The sequence below is a fragment of the Lysobacter fragariae genome (assembly GCF_054779775.1).
On record NZ_BAAGXP010000003.1, the window covers coordinates 105377 to 124397 of the forward strand.

At 68.4% G+C, this 19021-nt stretch carries 21 protein-coding genes and 1 pseudogene; 8 read left to right on the top strand and 14 right to left on the bottom strand.

The annotated features are described in order from the left end of the window. Positions 1 to 15: 15 nt before the first annotated feature. Positions 16 to 270, bottom strand: coding sequence for a YkgJ family cysteine cluster protein (locus ACYVD7_RS05315; RefSeq protein ID WP_460760034.1), 255 nt, complete (start codon positions 268 to 270; stop codon positions 16 to 18). A 51-nt stretch (positions 271 to 321) separates the two neighbouring features. Next, positions 322 to 1182, bottom strand: coding sequence for a shikimate dehydrogenase (aroE, locus tag ACYVD7_RS05320; protein ID WP_460760036.1), 861 nt, complete (start codon positions 1180 to 1182; stop codon positions 322 to 324). 175 nt (positions 1183 to 1357) lie between these two features. On the opposite strand from aroE, the gene ACYVD7_RS05325 reads away from it, so the two are divergent. Next, the gene (locus ACYVD7_RS05325; RefSeq protein WP_460760038.1) at positions 1358 to 2245 is read left to right on the top strand and encodes a TolB family protein; all 888 of its coding nucleotides are present in this window, start codon (positions 1358 to 1360) and stop codon (positions 2243 to 2245) included. A 50-nt stretch (positions 2246 to 2295) separates the two neighbouring features. Here ACYVD7_RS05325 and ACYVD7_RS05330 read toward each other — a convergent pair whose 3' ends face one another. From ACYVD7_RS05330 to ACYVD7_RS05370, 9 genes are all read right to left on the bottom strand, one after another. Beyond that, positions 2296 to 2475: a hypothetical protein gene (locus ACYVD7_RS05330; protein WP_460760041.1), complete on the bottom strand. Its 180-nt coding sequence runs from the start codon at positions 2473 to 2475 to the stop codon at positions 2296 to 2298. 35 nt (positions 2476 to 2510) lie between these two features. Further along, positions 2511 to 3500: a porphobilinogen synthase gene (gene hemB, locus ACYVD7_RS05335; RefSeq protein ID WP_460760044.1), complete on the bottom strand. Its 990-nt coding sequence runs from the start codon at positions 3498 to 3500 to the stop codon at positions 2511 to 2513. A 154-nt stretch (positions 3501 to 3654) separates the two neighbouring features. Further along, positions 3655 to 4695, bottom strand: coding sequence for a sulfate/molybdate ABC transporter ATP-binding protein (locus tag ACYVD7_RS05340; protein WP_460760046.1), 1041 nt, complete (start codon positions 4693 to 4695; stop codon positions 3655 to 3657). A gap of 279 nt (positions 4696 to 4974) precedes the next feature. Then, on the bottom strand, positions 4975 to 5832 hold the full coding sequence (cysW, locus tag ACYVD7_RS05345) for a sulfate ABC transporter permease subunit CysW (RefSeq protein WP_460760048.1): 858 nt from the start codon (positions 5830 to 5832) through the stop codon (positions 4975 to 4977). Then, the gene (gene cysT / locus ACYVD7_RS05350; RefSeq protein WP_460760051.1) at positions 5829 to 6692 is read right to left on the bottom strand and encodes a sulfate ABC transporter permease subunit CysT; all 864 of its coding nucleotides are present in this window, start codon (positions 6690 to 6692) and stop codon (positions 5829 to 5831) included. The genes cysW and cysT overlap by 4 nt, the downstream gene beginning before the upstream one ends. A 93-nt stretch (positions 6693 to 6785) precedes the next feature. Next, positions 6786 to 7820, bottom strand: coding sequence for a sulfate ABC transporter substrate-binding protein (locus tag ACYVD7_RS05355; RefSeq protein WP_460760053.1), 1035 nt, complete (start codon positions 7818 to 7820; stop codon positions 6786 to 6788). A 14-nt stretch (positions 7821 to 7834) separates the two neighbouring features. Next, positions 7835 to 9310 carry an OprO/OprP family phosphate-selective porin gene (locus tag ACYVD7_RS05360; RefSeq protein ID WP_460760056.1) on the bottom strand — a complete coding sequence of 492 codons (1476 nt, stop codon included), beginning with the start codon at positions 9308 to 9310 and terminating at the stop codon, positions 7835 to 7837. A 100-nt stretch (positions 9311 to 9410) separates the two neighbouring features. Next, a complete protein-coding gene (locus tag ACYVD7_RS05365; RefSeq protein WP_460760059.1) occupies positions 9411 to 9644 on the bottom strand; it encodes a YezD family protein in 234 nt (77 codons plus the stop codon). Continuing rightward, positions 9644 to 10096, bottom strand: a complete 453-nt coding sequence (locus ACYVD7_RS05370) for an RrF2 family transcriptional regulator (RefSeq protein ID WP_460760062.1) — start codon at positions 10094 to 10096, stop codon at positions 9644 to 9646. The genes ACYVD7_RS05365 and ACYVD7_RS05370 overlap by 1 nt, the downstream gene beginning before the upstream one ends. Positions 10097 to 10203: 107 nt before the next feature. Between ACYVD7_RS05370 and ACYVD7_RS05375 the strand changes: the two genes are divergently transcribed. Further along, a complete protein-coding gene (locus tag ACYVD7_RS05375; RefSeq protein WP_460760064.1) occupies positions 10204 to 11085 on the top strand; it encodes an ABC transporter permease in 882 nt (293 codons plus the stop codon). Further along, the gene (locus tag ACYVD7_RS05380) at positions 11082 to 12665 is read left to right on the top strand and encodes a dipeptide ABC transporter ATP-binding protein (protein WP_460760067.1); all 1584 of its coding nucleotides are present in this window, start codon (positions 11082 to 11084) and stop codon (positions 12663 to 12665) included. Before ACYVD7_RS05375 ends, ACYVD7_RS05380 begins: the two co-directional genes overlap by 4 nt. A 147-nt stretch (positions 12666 to 12812) precedes the next feature. On the opposite strand, the gene ACYVD7_RS05385 is transcribed toward ACYVD7_RS05380, so the two are convergent. The 3 genes and pseudogenes from ACYVD7_RS05385 to ACYVD7_RS05395 form a co-directional block, all read right to left on the bottom strand. Then, on the bottom strand, positions 12813 to 13061 hold the full coding sequence (locus tag ACYVD7_RS05385) for a hypothetical protein (RefSeq protein WP_460760069.1): 249 nt from the start codon (positions 13059 to 13061) through the stop codon (positions 12813 to 12815). A gap of 108 nt (positions 13062 to 13169) precedes the next feature. After that, positions 13170 to 14168, bottom strand: a complete 999-nt coding sequence (locus tag ACYVD7_RS05390) for a chorismate transformation enzyme, FkbO/Hyg5 family (RefSeq protein ID WP_460760071.1) — start codon at positions 14166 to 14168, stop codon at positions 13170 to 13172. Between the two features lie 7 nt (positions 14169 to 14175). Then, positions 14176 to 15643 (bottom strand): annotated as a pseudogene (locus ACYVD7_RS05395) (NAD(P)/FAD-dependent oxidoreductase); the annotation flags it as partial. Positions 15644 to 15756: 113 nt separating this feature from the next. Here ACYVD7_RS05395 and ACYVD7_RS05400 point away from each other — a divergent pair. The 5 genes from ACYVD7_RS05400 to ACYVD7_RS05420 all read left to right on the top strand — a co-directional run bounded on the left by ACYVD7_RS05400 (position 15757) and on the right by ACYVD7_RS05420 (position 18911). After that, complete coding sequence (locus ACYVD7_RS05400) at positions 15757 to 16026, top strand: phosphopantetheine-binding protein (protein WP_460760074.1); 270 nt, start codon at positions 15757 to 15759, stop codon at positions 16024 to 16026. Positions 16027 to 16031: 5 nt separating this feature from the next. Continuing rightward, positions 16032 to 16748 (top strand): COG4648 family protein, encoded by a 717-nt coding sequence (locus tag ACYVD7_RS05405; RefSeq protein ID WP_460760076.1) that lies wholly within the window; start codon positions 16032 to 16034, stop codon positions 16746 to 16748. A gap of 297 nt (positions 16749 to 17045) precedes the next feature. Next, a complete protein-coding gene (locus tag ACYVD7_RS05410) occupies positions 17046 to 17357 on the top strand; it encodes a hypothetical protein (protein WP_460760079.1) in 312 nt (103 codons plus the stop codon). Then, complete coding sequence (locus tag ACYVD7_RS05415) at positions 17354 to 18319, top strand: LpxL/LpxP family acyltransferase (RefSeq protein ID WP_460760082.1); 966 nt, start codon at positions 17354 to 17356, stop codon at positions 18317 to 18319. Before ACYVD7_RS05410 ends, ACYVD7_RS05415 begins: the two co-directional genes overlap by 4 nt. Further along, positions 18255 to 18911, top strand: a complete 657-nt coding sequence (locus ACYVD7_RS05420) for a LolA-related protein (RefSeq protein ID WP_460760084.1) — start codon at positions 18255 to 18257, stop codon at positions 18909 to 18911. The genes ACYVD7_RS05415 and ACYVD7_RS05420 overlap by 65 nt, the downstream gene beginning before the upstream one ends. Positions 18912 to 19021: the final 110 nt, after the last annotated feature.

A 19021-nucleotide genomic window follows, 5' to 3' on the forward strand; every position in this document is an offset into this window, starting at 1 on the left:
CGGCGACCGCGTACGTCAGGGTTGCGTCACCCGCTCCAGTGTCGCAATCCACGCCAGTGCCTCGTCACGGTCCGCGCCGCACATCGATGCCTGCGGCTGCAATGACGCACAGAAGGCCGGTCGTTCCGGCTTGCCGAACAAGCGGCAGCGGTAGTTCTCGTCCAACTGCACGCAGGGAATGCCGGCCGGCTTGCCGTGCGGCATTCCGGGAATCGGCGAGGTGATCGAAGGCGCGATGCAGCAGGCGCCGCAACGTTCGCGGCAGTTCATGGCGTTGTGCGGGGCCAGGAGGTCAGGACAGAGCAGGTCACGCGATGCGGATCAGTCCGCCGTGACCAGTGCCGCGTCGCGTTCGCGCAACATCGCGTATACGGCATCGGTCTCCGGGCGCACGTGATGCCAGCGCTGGAAGCTCTCGGCGGCCTGCTCGACCAGCATGCCCAGTCCGTCCACGCCGTCGTGCGCCCCCGCGGCCTTCGCCCAGGCAAGGAAGGGAATTGCCACCTCGCCGTAGCTCAGGTCGACGGCGGCGCTACGCGGTGCGATGAGGCTCATCGGCAGCGTCGGCAGGCCGCTTTCACGCGCGGCGGACGTGGCGTTCACGATCAGGTCGAAGCTGCCCAGCGTGCGCAGGTCGTCGAAATAGCGCGGATGCACGCGACCTGGCTGGCCGAGCGCGTCGGCGAGCGCATCGGTGCGTTCTGCGGTGCGATTGACGATGAACAGTTCGCCGATGCCGGCATCCAGCAACGCCGGGGCCACGCCGCGGGCGGCGCCACCGGCACCGACCAGCAGGGTGCGGCGCGCGCGCAGGTCCAGGCCCTGGCGTTCGGTCAGGTCGCGCACCAGGCCCACACCGTCGGTGTTGTCGCCGTGCCAGCCGGTCTCCGAGCGGATGAGGGTGTTCACCGCGCCGGCGCGCTTGGCGGCGTCGCTCAGGTAGGTGCAGATCTGCGCTGCACGGGTCTTGTGCGGCAAGGTGATGTTGGCGCCGATGCCGCCTTCGGCCGCGAACTCGGCCAGCACCGCATCGAAATCCTCCGGCGCCGCGTCGATCGCGGTGTACTCCAGCGCGATTCCGGCCTGTCGCGCGAACTGCGCGTGGATGCGCGGCGACAGCGAGTGGGCGACGGGGTGGCCGATGACGGCGAAACGCTGGACGGAAGCGTGCAATGCGGACATGGCGGCTCCTTGGCGCGGAATACGTGGAAGACAACGCGATCGGTGGGCCGGATCGGCCGCGCCATGGTTCGAGTTTACTCCCGCGTGCAGCCGGTGTGCCGCGCGCCACGATTTGCGATGGCGTCCGTTTGGCAAACTGTCCACATTCCACACCCAGCCCCACAGGATTTTGCCGATGCGCTTACTTCCCATCGCCGGACTGGCACTCGCGTTGGCACCTGTCGGACAGGTGCGGGCCCTGGCTGAATTCGGCATCGAAGGCATGGGCGTGGTCTCCACGCCGGCCGCCGAAGTACGCGCGACCATCAGTCCCGATGGCCGGCACATCGTCTGGGGCAGCACCGACCGCAGCGGCGGCGCCGGCGGCTGGGACCTGTGGCAGGCCACGCTGAAGGACGGCCGCTGGCAGGACCCGCGGCCGCTGCCGATCAATACGAAAGCCAACGACTTCGATCCGATGTTCAGCGGCGATGGTCGCTGGCTGTACTTCTTCTCCAACCGCGATGGTGGCCTGGGTGGCGACGATCTGTACCGGGCCCGCGTCCGCGACGACGGCAATTTCGGCGCGGTGGAAAACCTCGGCCCGGGCGTGAACAGCAAAGGCGACGAATGGGCGCCCACGCCCAGTCGCGACGGCGAGGCGCTGCTGTTCGCCAGCGACGGTTTCGGTGGCGCCGGTCGCCACGACCTGTTCGTCGCGCGCTGGGACGGGAGCGCGTTCGTGAAGCCCACCGCGGTGCCCGGCGTGAATACGAAGGCCGACGATTTCGACGCCGCATGGCTCGACGACGGTCGCGCGATCGTCTTCGCGCGCTCGGCGAACGTGGACGAGAAGCCGATCCAGCTGTTCGTCGCGCAATGCGACGGCAAGCGCTACGCGGGCGCATCGCCGCTGACGCTGTCGTTCAATACGGCCGACTCGTGGACGTTTGCGCCGGCGGTCGACTGGAACAAGCCCGGCGAGCTGCTGGTCAGCGGTGCGGCGAAGGCGCCGCGCGCGGGCAAGCTGGACATCTACCGGATGAAGGCGCCGACGGCGACGGGGAAGCCGGGCTGTCGGTGATGCGGCATGCCATTCGCGGCCCGTAACTCGCGGGCTGCGGTCAGGTAGCGTCAGGCCCGTCGACGCGCGTTACGGATGCGTCGCGCCAGGGCCATCGGGATCCCGGCCACGAGTGAAAGCGCCGAATAGGCGACCAGCGCCATGCACACCACGATGACACCGGCGCCCAGCACCAGCGATGCCAGTGCTGCGACGAATCGGGATTGCCGCACGCTCCGAAGCAGGCCCATGCCGGACGTTACCCGCGGGCCGCCGAACGTTCCAATCAGCCTTCGCGCAACCAGCGCGCCGCATCCAGCGCGAAGTAGGTCAGCACCGCATCTGCACCGGCGCGCTTGATCGAGGTCAGTGCTTCCAGCGCGCAGGCGCGCTCGTTGATCCAGCCGTTGAGTGCGGCGGCCTTGAGCATCGCGTACTCGCCGCTGACCTGGTAGACGAACGTCGGCACGCCGAATTCGTCCTTCACCCGGCGCACGATGTCCAGGTACGGCAGGCCCGGCTTCACCATCACCATGTCCGCGCCTTCCTCGATGTCCTGCGCGACTTCCTGCAGCGCCTCGTCGGAGTTGGCCGGGTCCATCTGGTAGGTGTACTTGTTGCCCTTGCCGAGCGCGCCGGCCGAACCCACCGCGTCGCGGAACGGTCCGTAGAACGCGCTGGCGTACTTGGCGCTGTAGGCGAGGATGCGGGTGTGGATGAAACCCTCGCCTTCCAGTTCGCCACGGATGGCGCCGATGCGGCCGTCCATCATGTCGCTGGGCGCGACGATGTCGGCGCCGGCGCGCGCATGCGACAACGCCTGCTGCACGAGTGCTTCCACGGTTTCATCGTTGAGCACGTAACCGCTGTCGTCGACCAGGCCGTCCTGGCCGTGCGAGGTGTACGGATCGAGCGCGACGTCGGTGATCACGCCCAGCTCCGGGAAGCGCTGCTTGAGCGCAAGCACCGCGCGCTGCACCAGGCCGTCGTCGGCCCACGCTGCTTCGGCGGTAAGCGACTTGGCTTCCGGCGCGGTCACCGGGAACAGCGCCAGTGCCGGCACGCGCAGTTCGCTCGCCTGCTCAGCGACCTTGAGCAGTTCGTCGATCGACACGCGTTCGATTCCGGGCATCGAAGCGATGGCTTCGCGTCCCTTCAGTTCATGCACGAAGACCGGATAGATCAGGTCGTTCGCGGTCAGTACGGTCTCGCGCATCAGCCGGCGCGAGAAGTCGTCGCGGCGCATCCGCCGCGGGCGCGTGTAGGGGTAGCTCATGGGCGGCATTGTACGGGCCGGCCCACGACTGAATCCAATCACGGCAGTGTAGATGCCGCGCCCGCGGCCTGTGCCAACGAACCGCGGAGCTTTTGGATGGGCTACCCAAAAACAGATCCCTCGCCGCGCCCGGGATGGCAGCGATTTCCGTGGGCTATCGCGGATACACCTGGTAACGCAGCGGCTTCACCGCGATCAGGCTGCCCAACGCCGGCGTGTCCACGTCCGGAGTGGCGGCGAAGTCGAATTCCAGCGGCCGAGCCTGGCCTTCGATGTCGAGCTCCAACGTGACGCGATCGGCGAGGCGATGCGCCGCGACCACGCGCGCGCCCCAGCCTTCGTGGTTGCGTACCAGCGCGAGATCGTGCGGGCGCACATACAGGCGTGCGGCGCCATCGCGCGTGTCCGTGGCAAAGGCGTGCGACTGTCCGGTGGTGATGAACCGGCCCGCTTCGACACGACCTTCCAGCGCATTCGCGCGGCCGATGAAGTCGAACACGTATTCCGACGCCGGCGCGCTGTAGATCTCGTGGGGCGTACCGACCTGCTCGATGCGGCCTTCGCGCAGGACGACGACGCGGTCGGCGAGCTCCAGCGCTTCTTCCTGGTCGTGGGTGACGAACAGCGTGGTCTGTCCGGTCTGCTCGTGCAGGCGGCGCAGCCAGCGCCGCAGGTCGACGCGCACCTTGGCGTCGAGTGCACCGAAGGGTTCGTCCAGCAGCAGCACGGTCGGATCGATCGCGAGTGCGCGGGCGAGGGCGACACGCTGGCGTTGGCCGCCGGACAGCTGCTCGGGATAGCGCTCGCCCAGTTCCGGCAGCTGGATCAGCGACAGCAGTTCGTCGACCCGGCGCTTGATCGTCGCCTTGTCCGGCCGCTTCGAACGCGGACGACTGCGCAGGCCGAAGGCGATGTTCTCGGCCACGGTCATGTGCTTGAACAAGGCGTAGTGCTGGAACACGAAGCCGACATTGCGCTCGCGCAGGCTCAGGCGCGTCGCGTCCTTGCCGCCGAACAGCACCTGACCGCTGTCGGCGTGCAGCAGGCCCGCGATCATGCGCAGCAGCGTGGTCTTGCCGGAGCCGGACGGACCCAGCAATGCGACCAGCTCGCCCGAAGCGACGTCGAGGTCGACCGCGTCGAGCGCGGCGACATCGGTGTAACGCTTGCTGAGCTGGCGGATGTGCAGTTCCATGCCGCGACGGGGCACCTCAGGCGTGATGTGGCCCGATGATGACCCATCGGCGGCGTGCCGTGGGGCGGGGTGGGCGCCGGTCGTGCGGGCGTCTTCGAGGGGGAATCTCACCACGTTCATGTCGGGTCGTCGCGTTGGTAGTCGGGGGGCGGATCGGTGTGTTCGGATCGGTGCGGGGTGGTATCAGTGGCGTCGGTGCGTCTTGGCCGCGCCTCGGCTCGCATGGACGCGGATTTGCATCACCGGCGCACCGGGCAGGGACAGGTCAGTGCGCATCACTCAATGCCTCCGATGGGTCTTGGCCAGCGCATCGCCGTGGCGTGCCTCCAGCCAGAACTTCACCACCAGCGTCACCAGCGCCAATCCGCTCAACAGCGACGCCGCGGCAAACGCCGCCGTGCTGTCGAATTCGTTGTAGAGGATCTCGATATGCAGCGGCAGCGTGTTGGTGAGTCCGCGGATGTGTCCGGACACCACCGACACCGCGCCGAACTCGCCCATCGCGCGCGCGCCGCACAGCAGCACGCCGTACAACAGGCCCCACTTGATGTTGGGCAGGGTGACGCGGCGGAACATCGTCCATGCGCCGGCGCCGAGCGATCGTGCGGCCAGTTCCTCGTCGCTGCTCTGCTGCTGCATCAGCGGGATCAGCTCGCGCACGACGAACGGGAAGGTGATGAACAACGTCGCCAGCACGATGCCCGGCCGCGCGAACAGGATCTTGATGTCCCACGCTTCGAGCAGCGATGCGAACCAGCCATGGGTGGTGCTGAACAACAGCACCAGGCACAGGCCGGCCACCACCGGAGACACCGCGAAGGGCAGGTCGATCAATGCAAGCAGGACGCGCTTGAACGGAAATTCAAAGCGCGTCACCGCCCACGCCATGAACGTGCCGAAGATCGCGTTGACCGGGATCACGACCGCTGCCGTGAACAGCGTGAGCTTGAGTGCGTCGAGTGCGTAGGGTTCCTTGAGCGCCGCCCACCACGCGTGGAAGCCGTCGCCGAACGCCGCGCCGAGCACCATCAGCAACGGCAGCACCACCAGCAGCGCGATGGTCGCGACCGCCAGGGTGATGAGCAGCCAGCGCAGCCACGTCGGTTCGGTGAGGTGTTTCGTGCCCGCCGTGCTCATCGCGAACCTCCCCTGCGCTCGTGCGCGAACAGCAAGGGAATCGCGTTGATCGCCAGCAGGCACAGGAACGACGCCGCCAGCAGCAGAGCGGCTATCGCAATCGCGCCGTTGTAGTCGTATTCCTCCAGGCGGATGGTGATCAGCAACGGTGCGATCTCGGTCGCGAACGGCTTGTTGCCGGCGATGAAGATCACCGAGCCGTACTCGCCCAGCGCGCGGGCGAACGCCAGCGAGAAGCCGGTCAGCAGCGCCGGCAACAACTCCGGCAGGATCACCCGGCGCAGCGTGGTGAAGCGGCTCGCGCCGAGCGAGGCCGCGGCTTCTTCCTGCTCATTGCCCAGCGCTTCCAGTACCGGCTGCACCGTGCGTACGGCGAATGGCAGGCCGATGAAGATCAGGGCGATGACGATGCCCAGCGAGCTGTAGGCGACCCTGATGCCGTATGGCTCGAGCAGGCGGCCGACCCAACCATTGGGCGCGTAGATCGCGGTCAGCGCGATGCCGGCGACTGCGGTGGGCAAAGCGAAGGGCAGGTCGACCAGCGCATCGATCAATCGCCGGCCGGGGAACTCGTAACGCGTGACCACCCACGCGATCAGCCCGCCCGCGAACAGTGAAACCAGCGCCGCAATCAGCGACGCGCTGAAGCTGAGTTTCAACGCCGCCTGCACGCGCGGGTCCTGGATGGCGTGCAGCCAGCCATCGACGCCCAGGCCGGCGGCGCGCACCGTCAACGCGAGCAACGGCAGCAGCACCACGAGGCTCAGCCACGCCAGGCCCAGCCCCAGACTGAGGCCGAAACCGGGCAACGGCCGGCGCACGCGCGGTGCTTTGAGGGACGGGAGTGCGACTGCGCTCATCGTGGTGCGTGCTTCCGTTGTGACGGGTGGTGTCGGTGGGGCGGACGAGACTGGCGCCGCCATCCGGGCGGCGCCAATGTCTTTGCTTCGTGGTTACTTCGGCTGGTAGATGCGATCGAAGAAGCCGCCATCGGCGAAGTGCTCCGCTTGCGCCTTCTTCCAGCCGCCGAAGGCGCCGTCGATCGTGACCTGCACCACCTTCGGGAACTCGGCCAGTTCCGCGGCCGGCACCTTGTCCGGTTCGGCCGGGCGGTAGTGATGCTTGGCGGCGAGGCGCTGCCCTTCCGGCGTGTACAGGAAGCGCAGGTAGGCTTCGGCCTGCTTGCGCGTGCCGTGCTTGGCGACGTTCTTGTCGACCCAGGCCACCGGCGGCTCGGCCTTGATGCTGATGCTGGGCACGACGATCTCGTACTTGCTGCGTGTGTCCGGGTCGGCGAGGGTGAGCAGGGCTTCGTTTTCCCACGCGATCAGCACGTCGCCGATGCCGCGCTCGACGAAGGTCGTGGTCGCGCCGCGCGCGCCGGTGTCGAGCACCGGCACGTTGCGGAACAGGCGCGTGAGGAAGTCGACGACCTTGCCGCCATCGCGATACTCACGCGACGCCCACGCCCACGCGGCGAGGTAGTTCCAGCGCGCGCCGCCGGAGGTCTTGGGGTTTGGCGTGATCACCGCAACGCCGGGCTTGGCCAGGTCGGCCCAATCCTTGATGCCCTTGGGATTGCCCTTGCGCACCAGGAACACGATCGTCGAGGTGTACGGCGCACTGTTGTGCGGCAGCCGCGATTGCCAGTTGGCCGGCAGCAGCTTGCCGTTGCTGGCGATCGAATCGATGTCGCCCGACAGCGCCAGTGTCACCACGTCGGCTTCCAGACCGTCGATGACCGAGCGCGCCTGCTTGCCCGAACCGCCGTGCGAGGCGCGGATCGTCAGCGTTTCGCCGGTCTGCTGTTTCCACTGCGCGGCGAACGCGGTGTTCACCTCCGCGTAGAACTCGCGCGTGGGATCGTAGGAGACGTTCAGCAGTTCGACGTCCTTGGCGCTGGCGGTGCCGGCGAGCAGGACACCGCCAAGGAGGGCGCCGCCAAGCAGGGCATGGGCGAACAGTCCGTTGCGGAAATGGGAGGTCATGGTCGTCGGTCTCCTCAGAAGGAAATCTGTGCGCGGGTGAACAAGGTCTTCTCATCCTCGCGGTCGCCGCCGTTGGCAGCGCCGCCGTCGAAGGTCGCCTGGGTGTAGTTGGCGACGAGTTTCAGGTTCTGGGTGAGATACCAGTTGAGGCCGACGCTCCATGCCTGCGCCCGGCTGGCGGCGCTCGCCGGATCGGCGAACAACGGAAATGCGTCGTCGTCGACATCGAGTTCACCGTAGCGCGCCACCAGTTCCAGGGCGCCCCAGCCTGCCGCACCGGTTGTAAAAGGATGGTTAGGCCGTGTGACACCGCGGTACGAGGCGTCCTCGCCGGTCAATACCCAGCTGCCTACGACCTGCCAGGCAGTGTTTTCCAGGTGTACGGCGCGGCCGGCATTGGCGCCGGTGGCCAGGCGCACTTCCTGTTCGGAGGTCACGTACTCGCCCAGCAGCCCGATCGGGCCGGCGTAGTAGTAGGCCTGCGGCGACCAGCGACGGCGCAGGCCCGCGGCGGCGGCGTCGCTGCGGTAGCCGAAGAGTTGGACCTGGCCCGGCGTGCGGTAGCGCGGCAGGAAGTTGCTGCCGGTGCCGGTGGTGTCGCCGACGCTGGCGGCCAGGCCGAAGCCCAGGCCGGACCACGCGTTCGCATCGTTCTTGAACGGCTCCCAGAACACGCGCGCGGCGGCTTCCAGCTCGTTGTCCGGATTGCTGGACACGGCGTCGCGGCCGTCGACTGTGCCGTTGAACACGCCGATCGCGTAGTTCAGCGTGCTGCTGGCGAACTCGCCCTGCAGCTGCACGCCGTAGTCGCGTGCGGGCGTGAGCTCGGTGGGCAGGCCGCGCTCGATGACGGCCAGGCCGGCGGTGGACTGCAGCTGTTCCAGTCCGAAGGGCGCCTTGAACTTGCCTACGCGCAGGGTGGCGCGGGGGTCGAAGCGCAGGTCGACGTAGGCATCGTTGAGCGTCGCGGTGTCACCGGCCAGCTGGGGCTGGATGCGGAAACCGACCAGCGGGCCCCAGCTTCCTTCCAGCGTCGGTTCCGCGCGGCGTAGCAGGAAGCCGTCGTTCTGCGGGTTGCGGTCGTCGCCAACGAAGAAGCGGCCGTCGGCCTGGACCAGGGCCTTCAGCTTGACCTCGATGCCGTCGCTTGCCGGCGACTTGATCGACAGGCCCTTCGGGCTGAGGCTCACCACCGGATCCTTCGCCGCCTTTGCCGCGCTTTCCTCGGCCTGCAGCTCCAGCTTGCGTTCCAGTACGCGCAGGCGCTGGTCGAGGCTGGCCAGGTCGTTGCCTGCGGTGTCCGGGGCCGCCGTGGCGTCCGCGGGCGCGGTGGTGCCGAGGCGTTGTTCCAGCGCCTGCAAGCGGCGGGTCAGGGCCTCGATCTGGCGTTGCTCGGCCGTGCTGTCGCCGGCGGGGGAAGGGGTGTCCTGGGCAAGGACGGGTGCGCTGGCGCTCAGGGCCAGCAGCAGAAGGGGGCGTACCAGTGACATGGCTTCTCCTGGGAGTCGAGAAGCACCTCCGGTGGTCCGGTCAGTGCCGTTGGGGATTTCGGCCTGCAACAGGCAGGCCGGTACGGGCTTGGGGATTCGATCAGCGCGGTTCGAAGCGCAGCTTCTCGCTGCGGGTGATCTGCACGATCCGGGACTGGTGGACGGTGATTTCGACGGTGCCGAAACGGGTGCCGCGGATCGCTTCGAGGACTTCGCGCTCGTGATCGAGGATCGCCGCGTCGGGTCCGGCGGTGCCGTGGCCGCCGGGCTGTGGCTGGCCAGGTGCCGCCAGGGTGGCCGGTTGCAGATCCACGGAGGAGGGTCGCTTGCTCATCAAGGGTCTCCGGTTCGGGTGCGATTCCTGGGTTCCTGCTGGGTCCGATCGTTGAGCGCATGCAGGGTGCACTGGTCCAGCACGCCGGACAGGGCCTCGCGGGTCGCCCGCATCAGCTCGCGGATCGAGCAATGCTCGGGGTCCACGCAATCGGTGCACGGCTTGTAGTCGGTGATGCTGGCGCAGCGCACCGGTGCCAGCGGGCCGTCGATGGCGCGGATCAGGTCGCCGACCATGATTTCCGCCGCCGGCCGTGCCAGTGCATGCCCGCCGGCCTGGCCACGCCGGCTCTGTACGAAGCCCGCCCGGCGCAGGTCGACCAGGATCGTCTCCAGGAACTTCTCCGGGACGCTGGCTTCCTTGGCAATGGCACGCGCCTGCAGCCATTCCTGCCCCCCCTGGGCGAGGGCGCACATGGCACGCAATCCGTACTTGGCCTTCTGGGTCATCATTTCCTATCGATTTAATATGGATTAATCGGGGTCGTCAACCCGGGTAGCGGCATAAGGACATGCCACGGGCGTATGACACCTGCGACGGGGCCAGTAGCATTCGGAGGATGTCCCGACGCCCGCTTCCCGTCCTCGCCACCGCCTGCCTGCTGGTGCTTGCGGTGCTCGCGCTGCTGTGCTGGCTGGCGCCACTGGCCAGCCGGTTCGGCCCGCAATTGCCGGATTGGGGGGCGATGTCAGTCCGGCCGGGCGTCGGCGGGCACTGGTTCGGCACCGATGCGATCGGGCGCGACGTCTTCGCCCGCACCCTCGCAGGCGGGCGGCTGTCGCTGACCATCGGGCTGCTGTCTAGCATCGTCGCGCTGGTGATCGGGCTCGGTTATGGCGCGGTGGCCGGCCTGGCTGGCGGCCGCGTCGAACGCGCGATGCTGCGCGTGCTCGATGTCTTCAGTGCGTTGCCATTCCTGCTGGTGGTGATCCTGCTGCTGACCCTGTTCGAGCGCTCGCTCGGGTTGCTGCTGGCGGCAATCGGCGGCTACGTCTGGATCGATCTCGCCCGGGTGATGCGCGCGGAGGCCGCGCGCCTGCGCGAGGCGCCGTTCGTGCTGGCGGCGCAGGCGGCGGGCGCGGATTTTTCGCAGCGGCTGCGCTGGCACGTGCTGCCGAATCTGCTGCCGCTGGCGTTCGTTTACCTCGGCCTGATCCTGCCGCAGGCCATCCTGGTGGAAAGCTTCCTCGGCTTCCTCGGCCTGAGCGTCGACGAACCTTCGGCGAGCTGGGGCACGCTGCTGAGCGAAGGTGTGCAGGAACTCGACAGCGCACCGTGGACGCTGCTGTTCCCGGCGATATTCCTGGTGACGACGCTGGCGGCGTTCCAGTTCCTTGGCGACGGGCTGCGCGACTGGCTGGACGTGCGGGGTGAAAGCGGACGGGGTGGAAGCGGACACGATGAAAGCGGGCACCTCGAGCGCGAGAGTGCGGCCGCATGAACGAACCGGTGATTGCCCTGCACGACCTGTCCGTCGCTGTCGGCGGACGCACGTTGCTCGGCCCGCTGTCGCTGCAGTTGAACGCCGGCGAATGCCTTGGCCTGGTCGGCGAGAGCGGTAGCGGCAAGAGCCTCACCGCATTGGCGTTACTCGGGTTGCTGCCTACCGGCCTGCGTGCGCAAGGACTGCTGCGTGGTAACGACTGCGATATAGCGCTGGCGTCGCAGCATCGTGCGGCGCTTCGGACAGGCGCCTCGCGCGACCACGCCGCCCTGCGCGGCCGCGTTCTCGGCTGGGTGCCGCAGGATCCGCTCGCCAGCCTGCATCCGTTGCGCACGGTTGGTTCGCAGCTGGTTGAAACCCTGCGCGTGATGCGCGGCGTCTCGCGCGACGACGCCAGGCGCGAAGCGCAGGCGCTGTTCGCCCGCGTGCAACTGCCCGAACCCGTCGTCGCGCTGCGCAAGTACCCGCACCAGTTCTCCGGTGGCCAGCGCCAACGCATCGCGATCGCGCTGGCGCTGGCGGCACGACCGCGCGTACTGATCGCCGACGAACCCACGTCCGCGCTGGATGCGCGCATCGCGCGCGAGATCCTCGACCTGGTGGACACGCTGCGACGCGAGGAAGGCCTGTCGCTGCTGTTGATCAGCCACGACCTGCCACTGGTGGGGGCGTATGCGCAGCGCCTGCTGGTGCTGCGGCGAGGCGTCGTGGTGGAGCAGGGCGAAACACGCACTGTGTTCGCCGCCCCGCAACACGCCTACACGCGGGAACTGCTTGCCGCGGACCGACTGGAACCTTTGCCGGCGTCGAATACGACATCGCCGCTACTGCTGCGCGGTGAACACCTGCGGGTGCGCTATCCGCGTGCGCCGCGTGATGCGCTCGATGACGTCTCCATCGATCTGCATCGCGGCGAAGGCCTGGCGCTGGTCGGCGAAAGTGGCAGCGGCAAGAGCACGCTCGGGCGGGTGCTGTTACGACTGTTGCGCGGGGCGCATGGCAGCGTTCGCTTCGATGGCGTCGAACTCGCCACGCTTGATCGCGCACGACTGCGACAGTTGCGCGCGCGCATGGGCGTGGTGTTCCAGGATCCCTACGCCTCGCTCGATCCGCGCCTGCGCATCGCCGACGTCGTTGCCGAACCGTTGCGCATCCACGGACGCGGCGATGGCGCTTCCCGTCGTGTCCGTGCCGCCGAACTGCTGCAGGCAGTGGGACTGGAAGCGACGATGCTCGATCGCTATCCGCACCAGTTCAGCGGCGGCCAGCGCCAGCGCATCGCGATCGCGCGCGCACTGGCGACCGATCCGGACCTGCTGGTGTGCGATGAAGCCGTGTCCGCGCTCGACGCGCACCACCGCGGCGCGATCCTGCAGTTGCTGGCGAGACTCAAGCGCGAGCGCGGGCTGGCGCTGCTGTTCGTGACCCACGATCTCGCTGCCGCGGCAGCGGTGGCCGAGCGCATCGCGGTGTTGGAGAACGGGCGTATCGTCGAAACCGGCGTGACGGCCGATGTGCTGCGGGCGCCGCGACATCCGCATACGCAGGCCCTGCTGGCCGCACGTCCCGCCGCGTAGTGCTGAGCTTGATCGGCACTACGCGTGCGCTGCCGGGAGAAGCGTGTCGAGCGAACAAACCGTGCCGAGCAAGCTCGGCGCTACGGACGCCACGGAACGACGGCCTGGTGCGTTGCCTCGGGTGCCAGGCAAGTCCGGCGCTACGGGTCAGATCAGCCCGCCGCCCATGCTCAGCCGGATCGCCGCCACCACAATCACGATGCCGTTGAGCACCAGTCCGGCCTTGGCGCGGCCGCGCTTCTCGCGGCTGGTCAGGGCGATGCCGATCGCGGCGATGACTGCGCCCACCGCGGCGAAGGGGATGAGCAGCCAGTTGGTGATGCCGATGACCGGGATCAGCGCCAGCACCATCCAGCACATGGCGACGATGCCCCAAAGCAGACTGATCACACCCATCGACGTTTTCCTCGAAGCGGGCCGCAGCGCGGCCGACGGACACAAGATGGCGTCGTGCGAGGGTAGGTTCAAGTGAGCCAACGGCAGGGGTCGCGTGCGCCCTGCAGATCAGGATGCATGCGAGCCGTCGATTTCCACCCGCAGCTCGCGCCGGCAGATCGCCGCATGCAGGACGACGAAGCACACCGATGGATCCAGTTTCTCGCGCAGCCGCTGCGCGACGTGCGTCATTTCGGCACGGTCGCGCACGTACACCTTCAGGTGCGTGCCTGCGCCCATGCGCGGGGGCACGTCCGCGCGTCGCGCGTGCGCGATCGCGAGCAGGCTGTCGAGGTTGACCAGGGTTTCGTCGAGTTGCGCGGCAACGTCGTCGGCGTGGCGCGATTCGTGTCCGACCACCGCGGCGGTGCCGGATAGCAGCAACGGCATCGACGGGCTCGCGGGCAGCATCGCGCGGGCAAAGCTCGGCGGCTGCGGCCCGTACTGGCGCGGGTAACGGTAGGCGCTGACCTGGCGCGGGTTCTCCAGCGGCGCGCCGGATTCACGCGCCGCCAGCCAGTACACCTGCAGGCGGCGCAGGTCGTCGCTGCGGCCGATGGCGGTCGCGGCGGGCAGGGCCTGCGCGTCGAACTCGCCCAGCCCGCGCGCCCGGCCGACGCAGAACACGCGGTAGCGCTCGGCATCGCCATCGCCCGAGGTGATGCCGTCCAGGTAGTTCCACATGCGCAGCAGGTGCGGATAGCCGCGCGCACGGGTGAATTCGATCAGGCGCGCGTAGATCGCGGCGGCGGTGGCTTCGATGTCGCCGTCGCTGGTGGCTGCCCCGGTTTCGTTGACGCCGATCTCGTCGATTTCGATCGCGCCGAACTGCAGCGCACCGTCTTCCGCCCAGGCGACGTTGCCATCGCGTCCGTGCGTGACCGGGCCGCAGCCGCGCCAGCATTCGAGCGGTGCGGGGCCTGCGGGTTGCAGACCGACGCGCAGATAACGCGGGTCGTCGTGATGCGGCGCTTGCGTACCGAAGCCGAACACGGCGAGGGTGTCGGCTTCGGCGAGCACCGCTTCCGGCGCCGCGTCGACGTAATCCACCTGCAGCTGCGCAGGCATGGCGAGATGTTGCACTGCGCTCACGGGTTGCCCGGCTGCAGCGTGTCGCCGCTGAAGTCGTCCTTCACCGCGCGCTTGCGGCGCAGCCAGCCACGCAACGCGCGCGGCGCCAGCTGCAGTGCGGTCAGCGCGTAGATCAGGCGGAATACGCGCAGGCGCTTGAGCACTTCCGGGTTGTCGAAGACGTCGCCGGCCAGCATCGAGATCACGGCCTGTTCCACCTGCCACACGTTGCGCGGATTGTTGAACAGGTGCTGCATCACCGGCGTGTTGAAGCGGTAGATGAACCACTGGAAGTGCTTCAGGCCGCGCTTGAGGCGGCCGACCATCGCCGCCTGCAGCTCGGCTTCGCGCGCCGGTTCGCGCAGTGCGCCGTCGACGACGTCCGCGGCCTGCTCGCCGCTGTTCATGCCCAGGTACACGCCCGAGGAAAACACCGGATCGACGAATGCATACGCGTCGCCCACCATCACCCAGCCCGGGCCGGTCATCCGCGAGCAAGTGTAGGAGTAGTTGCCGGTCACGTGCACGGGCGCGACGCGTTGCGCGTCGGTCATGCGCGCGGCCACCTGGTGCTCGCCCATGATCGTCTTCATCAGGAACGCTTCGCTCTCGCCGCGACGCTGCTTCAGGTATTCCGGGAAGCACACCGCGCCGATGCTCATCACGTCGTTGCGCAGCGGAATCAGCCACATCCAGCCATGGGAGAAGCGCTGCACGGTGATGTTGCCGGCGTCATTGCCCGGGCGACGTTCCACGCCGGTGAAATGGCTGAAGATCGCTGCCGACGCGTGCAGGTTGTTCTTCTGCTTGAGCTTGAACTGGTTACCGAAGAAGGTGTCGCGGCCGCTGGCGTCGACGATGTAGCGCGGCTTCACCGTGAAGGTGCTGCCATCGGCGTTGCGCGCGTGCGCTAGGCATGGGCGGCCGTCGGCATCGAACTCGACCGACTCCACCTTGACCCGTTCGCGCGCGTCCACGCCGTTGGCGCGGGCGTTGTTGAACAGCAGCTGGTCGTATTCCTCGCGCTTGACCTGGTAGGCGTAACCGAACACCGGGTTGAGCGCGCGATCGAAGCGGAACGTGTTGTAGGCCAGGCCATTGCCCTGGCCGTCGCCGACGATCGGGAATTCCGCGCCGGGCTTGAAGGTGCCGATTTCCTTGACCTGTTCCAGCACGCCCAGGCGCTGCAGGATCGGCAGGTTCATCGGCAGCAGCGATTCGCCGATGTGGAAGCGCGGGTGGCTGTCCTTCTCCAGCAGCAGCACCTTGCGGCCCTTGCGGGCGAGGAAGGTGGCCGCGGTGGTGCCGGCTGGCCCGCCGCCGATGACCAGGACATCGACTTCGAGTGCGTCGACTTCGACTGCATCGACTTCGAGCGGGGTTTGGCTGGGGGTCCGGGCGCCTTGCGGGGCGGTGGAGTCTGCGTTCGGGGCGGCCGTCGGGGCGGCCGGCGTCAGGTGCGGATCGGTCATCGCGACATGATAGTCGGTGCCCCAAGGGCTGTGATGCGTCCGTGACGCTTGCGTGACGGGTCCCGATGCTGGATCGTTGCGCCCCCGACCTGCCGCAAGTACTGGATTTTCCGATGTCTGAACAGACCTCCGCCGAACTCGAGCTGGCCCAGCTGCTGGTCGAAAGCCTGAACCTGGAGGGCGTGGCGCCGGACGGGATCGACCCGGAGGCACGCTTGTTCGGCGACGGCCTGGGCCTGGATTCGATCGACGCGCTGGAGCTGGCGCTGGCGATCTCGAAGCAATACGGGTTCCAGCTGCGCTCGGACAGCGAGGAAAACCGCCGGATTTTCGCCTCGCTGCGCGCCCTGTCGGCGCACGTCCAGCTGAACAAGGCGGCCTGACCGCCATGGTCGACGCGAGGATCCGCGCCGCGGCGCGGGTGGCCTTCGCGCTCGCATATCCCTTGCTGGCGCACTGGGCCAGCCACGATGGCACTGGCTGGGCTGCGGCCGTGGCCTTGGGCGACCTGATGCTGGTGCTCCTGGTCGACCCGCTGTTGCGCGGTCGCGCCTGGGCCTGGGGGCTGTTCGCCGTGCTCGTAGCTGGACTGGCGGCGCTGTCGCGCACGCCGCAGACGCAGGTATTGCTGCTGGCGCCACCGGTGTTGTTCCTGGGCCTGCTGGCCTGGCTGTTCGGCCGCACCCTGCGTGCGCCGCGCGATCCCGCGATCACCCGGATAGTGGCCGCGATGGACCGGACCACGCCGGCGCAACTGCCGCCGGAGCTCTACCGCTATACCCGCAACCTCACCGCTGCGTGGGCAGTCCTGCAGGCCGTGCTGGCACTGGTCAACGGCGGACTGGCGCTGGTCGCGGTGCCGGGCGGGGTGCTGGCGCAACTGGGCTACGTGCCCGCCGGGATGGTGCCGGCCTGGGCGATCCCGCGGCAGTCGTGGTCGCTGATCGCCAACCTGCTCAACTACGGCGTGGTCGGCGGATTTTTCCTGGGCGAATACGCGCTGCGGCGGCGGATCTTCCCGCATCGGCCGTACGACAACTTCTTCCAGTTCCTGCGCCAGATGGCGCAGCTGGGGCCGGAGTTCTGGCGTGGGGTGTTCCGGTAGGGCCCACCGTGCGCCCGCGATCACGAGGGTGTTGCGGCCGCGCCCGCGGCTGATGGATTTTGGACACGAGTCGCTTCATCGTCCAAAAAGAACCAGATTTCTCGCTACGCGCCGGATGGCAAAAGGCCCGCGACCTGGCATCGCCGGCCGCCGGCGCGGCATCAATAACACCCGATGCCCCGGCTGAGCCGTGGGCCGGCGCGGCATCAATAACCCCCGATGCCCTGGCTGAGCCGTGGGCCGGCCCTTCACCCCATTGCATAATTGCCGCCCCAGCGTCGGCACCCTACTCGTTGCATGCACTTCACCATTCCCCACGACCATCCCAGCCTGCCCGGACACTTCCCCGGACGCCCGCTCGTGGCCGGGGTCGTGGTGCTGGACCGCGTGGTCGACGCGATCGAGGCCGCCCACGGTCCGCTGGGGCCGCTGCGCCTGCCGCAGGTGAAGTTCCAGCAGCCGCTGCTTCCCGGCGAAACCGCGCGCATCGCGTTGGAGTCGCGTTCGATGGAGGCCGGCGGGTGCGCGTGGCGCTTCCGCGTGCTGCGCCAGCTGCCCGGCGGCGGCGATGGCGACCTGCTCGCCAGCGGCGAAGTGGTCGTGGCATGAGCGACGGACACTGGAAGCAGCGACCCGAGGGCGGCGGCTTCTTCGCCATCTGGCTGATCCGGACGATTGCCCGTCGCGGCGGCCGCCTCGTCGCGCGCCTCCTGCTGTGGCCGATCACCGGCTACTTCCTGCTGCTGCGCGGGCCGGAGCGGCGCGCCTCGCTCGCCTACCTCGCCCGCGTGCTGCCCCGGCCGCCGGGTCTTCGCCACGTGGCGCGGCACATCCACACGTTCGCATCCACCATCCTGGATCGCGTGTTCCTCCTCAGTGGGCAGATGGAGCGCTTCGACATACGCGTGAGCGGGTTGGAAGCGCTGGACGCGCAGATGCAGCTTGGACGCGGCGCGCTGGTGTTCGGCTCGCACCTGGGCAGCTTCGACGCCCTGCGCGCGTTGGCCACGCGCCGCCCCGGGATCCGCGTGCGCGTGCTGCTGGACAAGAAACACAACGCGGCGATGCAGCAGCTGCTCGACGCACTCAACCCCGAGCTGGCGCGCGGGATCATCGATGCCGGCCAGGACGGCCCGACCATCGTGCTGGCGATCAAGGAAGCCGTCGACGCCGGTGAGCTGGTCGCGCTGCTGGTCGATCGCGTGGCGACGGGCGAGTCCTTCGTGCCGGCGCCGTTCCTTGGCGAGGAAGCCCGCTTCCCGACCGCGCCGTGGCTGATCGCCGCGGCACTGCATGTCCCGGTGACGCTGGCCTTCGGCCTGTACCGTGGCGGCAACCGCTACGACCTGGTGTTCGAGCCGTTCAGCGGCCCGATAACCGCGCCACGCAATAACCGCATGCAGGTGATCGCCGGCCTGGTGCTCGACTACGCCGCGCGCCTGCAGCGACACACGCTGGACGCGCCCTACAACTGGTTCAACTTCTACGACTTCTGGCAGACCGATGATGCGACTGTTGCTGTGCGCGACCCTGCTGCTCGCCGCGACCTCCCTGCAGGCCGCATCGCCTGAGGCGAAGGGCGACCAGCCGGTGGGTGCCGACTGGATCCTCGCCAAACTGGCACGACCAGCGCCGATGCGCACGGCGTTCGTCGAGCTGCGCGGTTCGGTCCTGCTGAAAAAGCCGCTGCGCCTGCAGGGCGAATACCAGCGCCCCGACGACGCGACCCTCGTGCGCGAAGTCACCGCGCCCTACGCCGAGAAAACCACGATCCGTGCGGGCGAAGTGGAGATCTCGCGCAATGGACGCACGCCGCGGCGTTTTTCGCTGGCGCGGGTGCCGGAACTGGCAGGGTTGCAGGCGAGCTTCGGCGCGCTGCTCTCGGGCGACCGCAAGCTGCTGGAACAGCACTACCGCCTCGCCACGCAGGGCACGCGGCAACGCTGGACGATGACGCTCACGCCCACCGACGCTTCCATGGCGAAGCAGCTGCAGGCGATCACGCTCTACGGTCGTGGCGCGGAATTGCGCTGCATCGAGACGCAGCCGGCGCGTGGACAGATCCAGCGCACGCTGCTGGCCGGCGCGGCGCAGGCGGCGACCGGCGTGAATGGCGCAGGCGCGCTGGCGACGCTGTGCTACGGCGGCGCCAAGCAGCAATGAACTCGCCCACGAAGACGCGGCACACCGGAATTGATGATGCCGCGCGGGCGGCCCGCCCACGACGTCACACACACACCGGATCAATGATGCCGCGCGGGCGGCCCGCCCAC

Coding starts and splice junctions, on each gene's coding strand:
- ACYVD7_RS05315 (WP_460760034.1), bottom strand. CDS start 270: ATGAACTGCCGCGAACGTTGCGGCGCCTGCTGCATCGCGCCTTCGATC.
- aroE (WP_460760036.1), bottom strand. CDS start 1,182: ATGTCCGCATTGCACGCTTCCGTCCAGCGTTTCGCCGTCATCGGCCAC.
- ACYVD7_RS05325 (WP_460760038.1), top strand. CDS start 1,358: ATGCGCTTACTTCCCATCGCCGGACTGGCACTCGCGTTGGCACCTGTC.
- ACYVD7_RS05330 (WP_460760041.1), bottom strand. CDS start 2,475: ATGGGCCTGCTTCGGAGCGTGCGGCAATCCCGATTCGTCGCAGCACTG.
- hemB (WP_460760044.1), bottom strand. CDS start 3,500: ATGAGCTACCCCTACACGCGCCCGCGGCGGATGCGCCGCGACGACTTC.
- ACYVD7_RS05340 (WP_460760046.1), bottom strand. CDS start 4,695: ATGGAACTGCACATCCGCCAGCTCAGCAAGCGTTACACCGATGTCGCC.
- cysW (WP_460760048.1), bottom strand. CDS start 5,832: ATGAGCACGGCGGGCACGAAACACCTCACCGAACCGACGTGGCTGCGC.
- cysT (WP_460760051.1), bottom strand. CDS start 6,692: ATGAGCGCAGTCGCACTCCCGTCCCTCAAAGCACCGCGCGTGCGCCGG.
- ACYVD7_RS05355 (WP_460760053.1), bottom strand. CDS start 7,820: ATGACCTCCCATTTCCGCAACGGACTGTTCGCCCATGCCCTGCTTGGC.
- ACYVD7_RS05360 (WP_460760056.1), bottom strand. CDS start 9,310: ATGTCACTGGTACGCCCCCTTCTGCTGCTGGCCCTGAGCGCCAGCGCA.
- ACYVD7_RS05365 (WP_460760059.1), bottom strand. CDS start 9,644: ATGAGCAAGCGACCCTCCTCCGTGGATCTGCAACCGGCCACCCTGGCG.
- ACYVD7_RS05370 (WP_460760062.1), bottom strand. CDS start 10,096: ATGATGACCCAGAAGGCCAAGTACGGATTGCGTGCCATGTGCGCCCTC.
- ACYVD7_RS05375 (WP_460760064.1), top strand. CDS start 10,204: ATGTCCCGACGCCCGCTTCCCGTCCTCGCCACCGCCTGCCTGCTGGTG.
- ACYVD7_RS05380 (WP_460760067.1), top strand. CDS start 11,082: ATGAACGAACCGGTGATTGCCCTGCACGACCTGTCCGTCGCTGTCGGC.
- ACYVD7_RS05385 (WP_460760069.1), bottom strand. CDS start 13,061: ATGGGTGTGATCAGTCTGCTTTGGGGCATCGTCGCCATGTGCTGGATG.
- ACYVD7_RS05390 (WP_460760071.1), bottom strand. CDS start 14,168: ATGCCTGCGCAGCTGCAGGTGGATTACGTCGACGCGGCGCCGGAAGCG.
- ACYVD7_RS05400 (WP_460760074.1), top strand. CDS start 15,757: ATGTCTGAACAGACCTCCGCCGAACTCGAGCTGGCCCAGCTGCTGGTC.
- ACYVD7_RS05405 (WP_460760076.1), top strand. CDS start 16,032: ATGGTCGACGCGAGGATCCGCGCCGCGGCGCGGGTGGCCTTCGCGCTC.
- ACYVD7_RS05410 (WP_460760079.1), top strand. CDS start 17,046: ATGCACTTCACCATTCCCCACGACCATCCCAGCCTGCCCGGACACTTC.
- ACYVD7_RS05415 (WP_460760082.1), top strand. CDS start 17,354: ATGAGCGACGGACACTGGAAGCAGCGACCCGAGGGCGGCGGCTTCTTC.
- ACYVD7_RS05420 (WP_460760084.1), top strand. CDS start 18,255: ATGCGACTGTTGCTGTGCGCGACCCTGCTGCTCGCCGCGACCTCCCTG.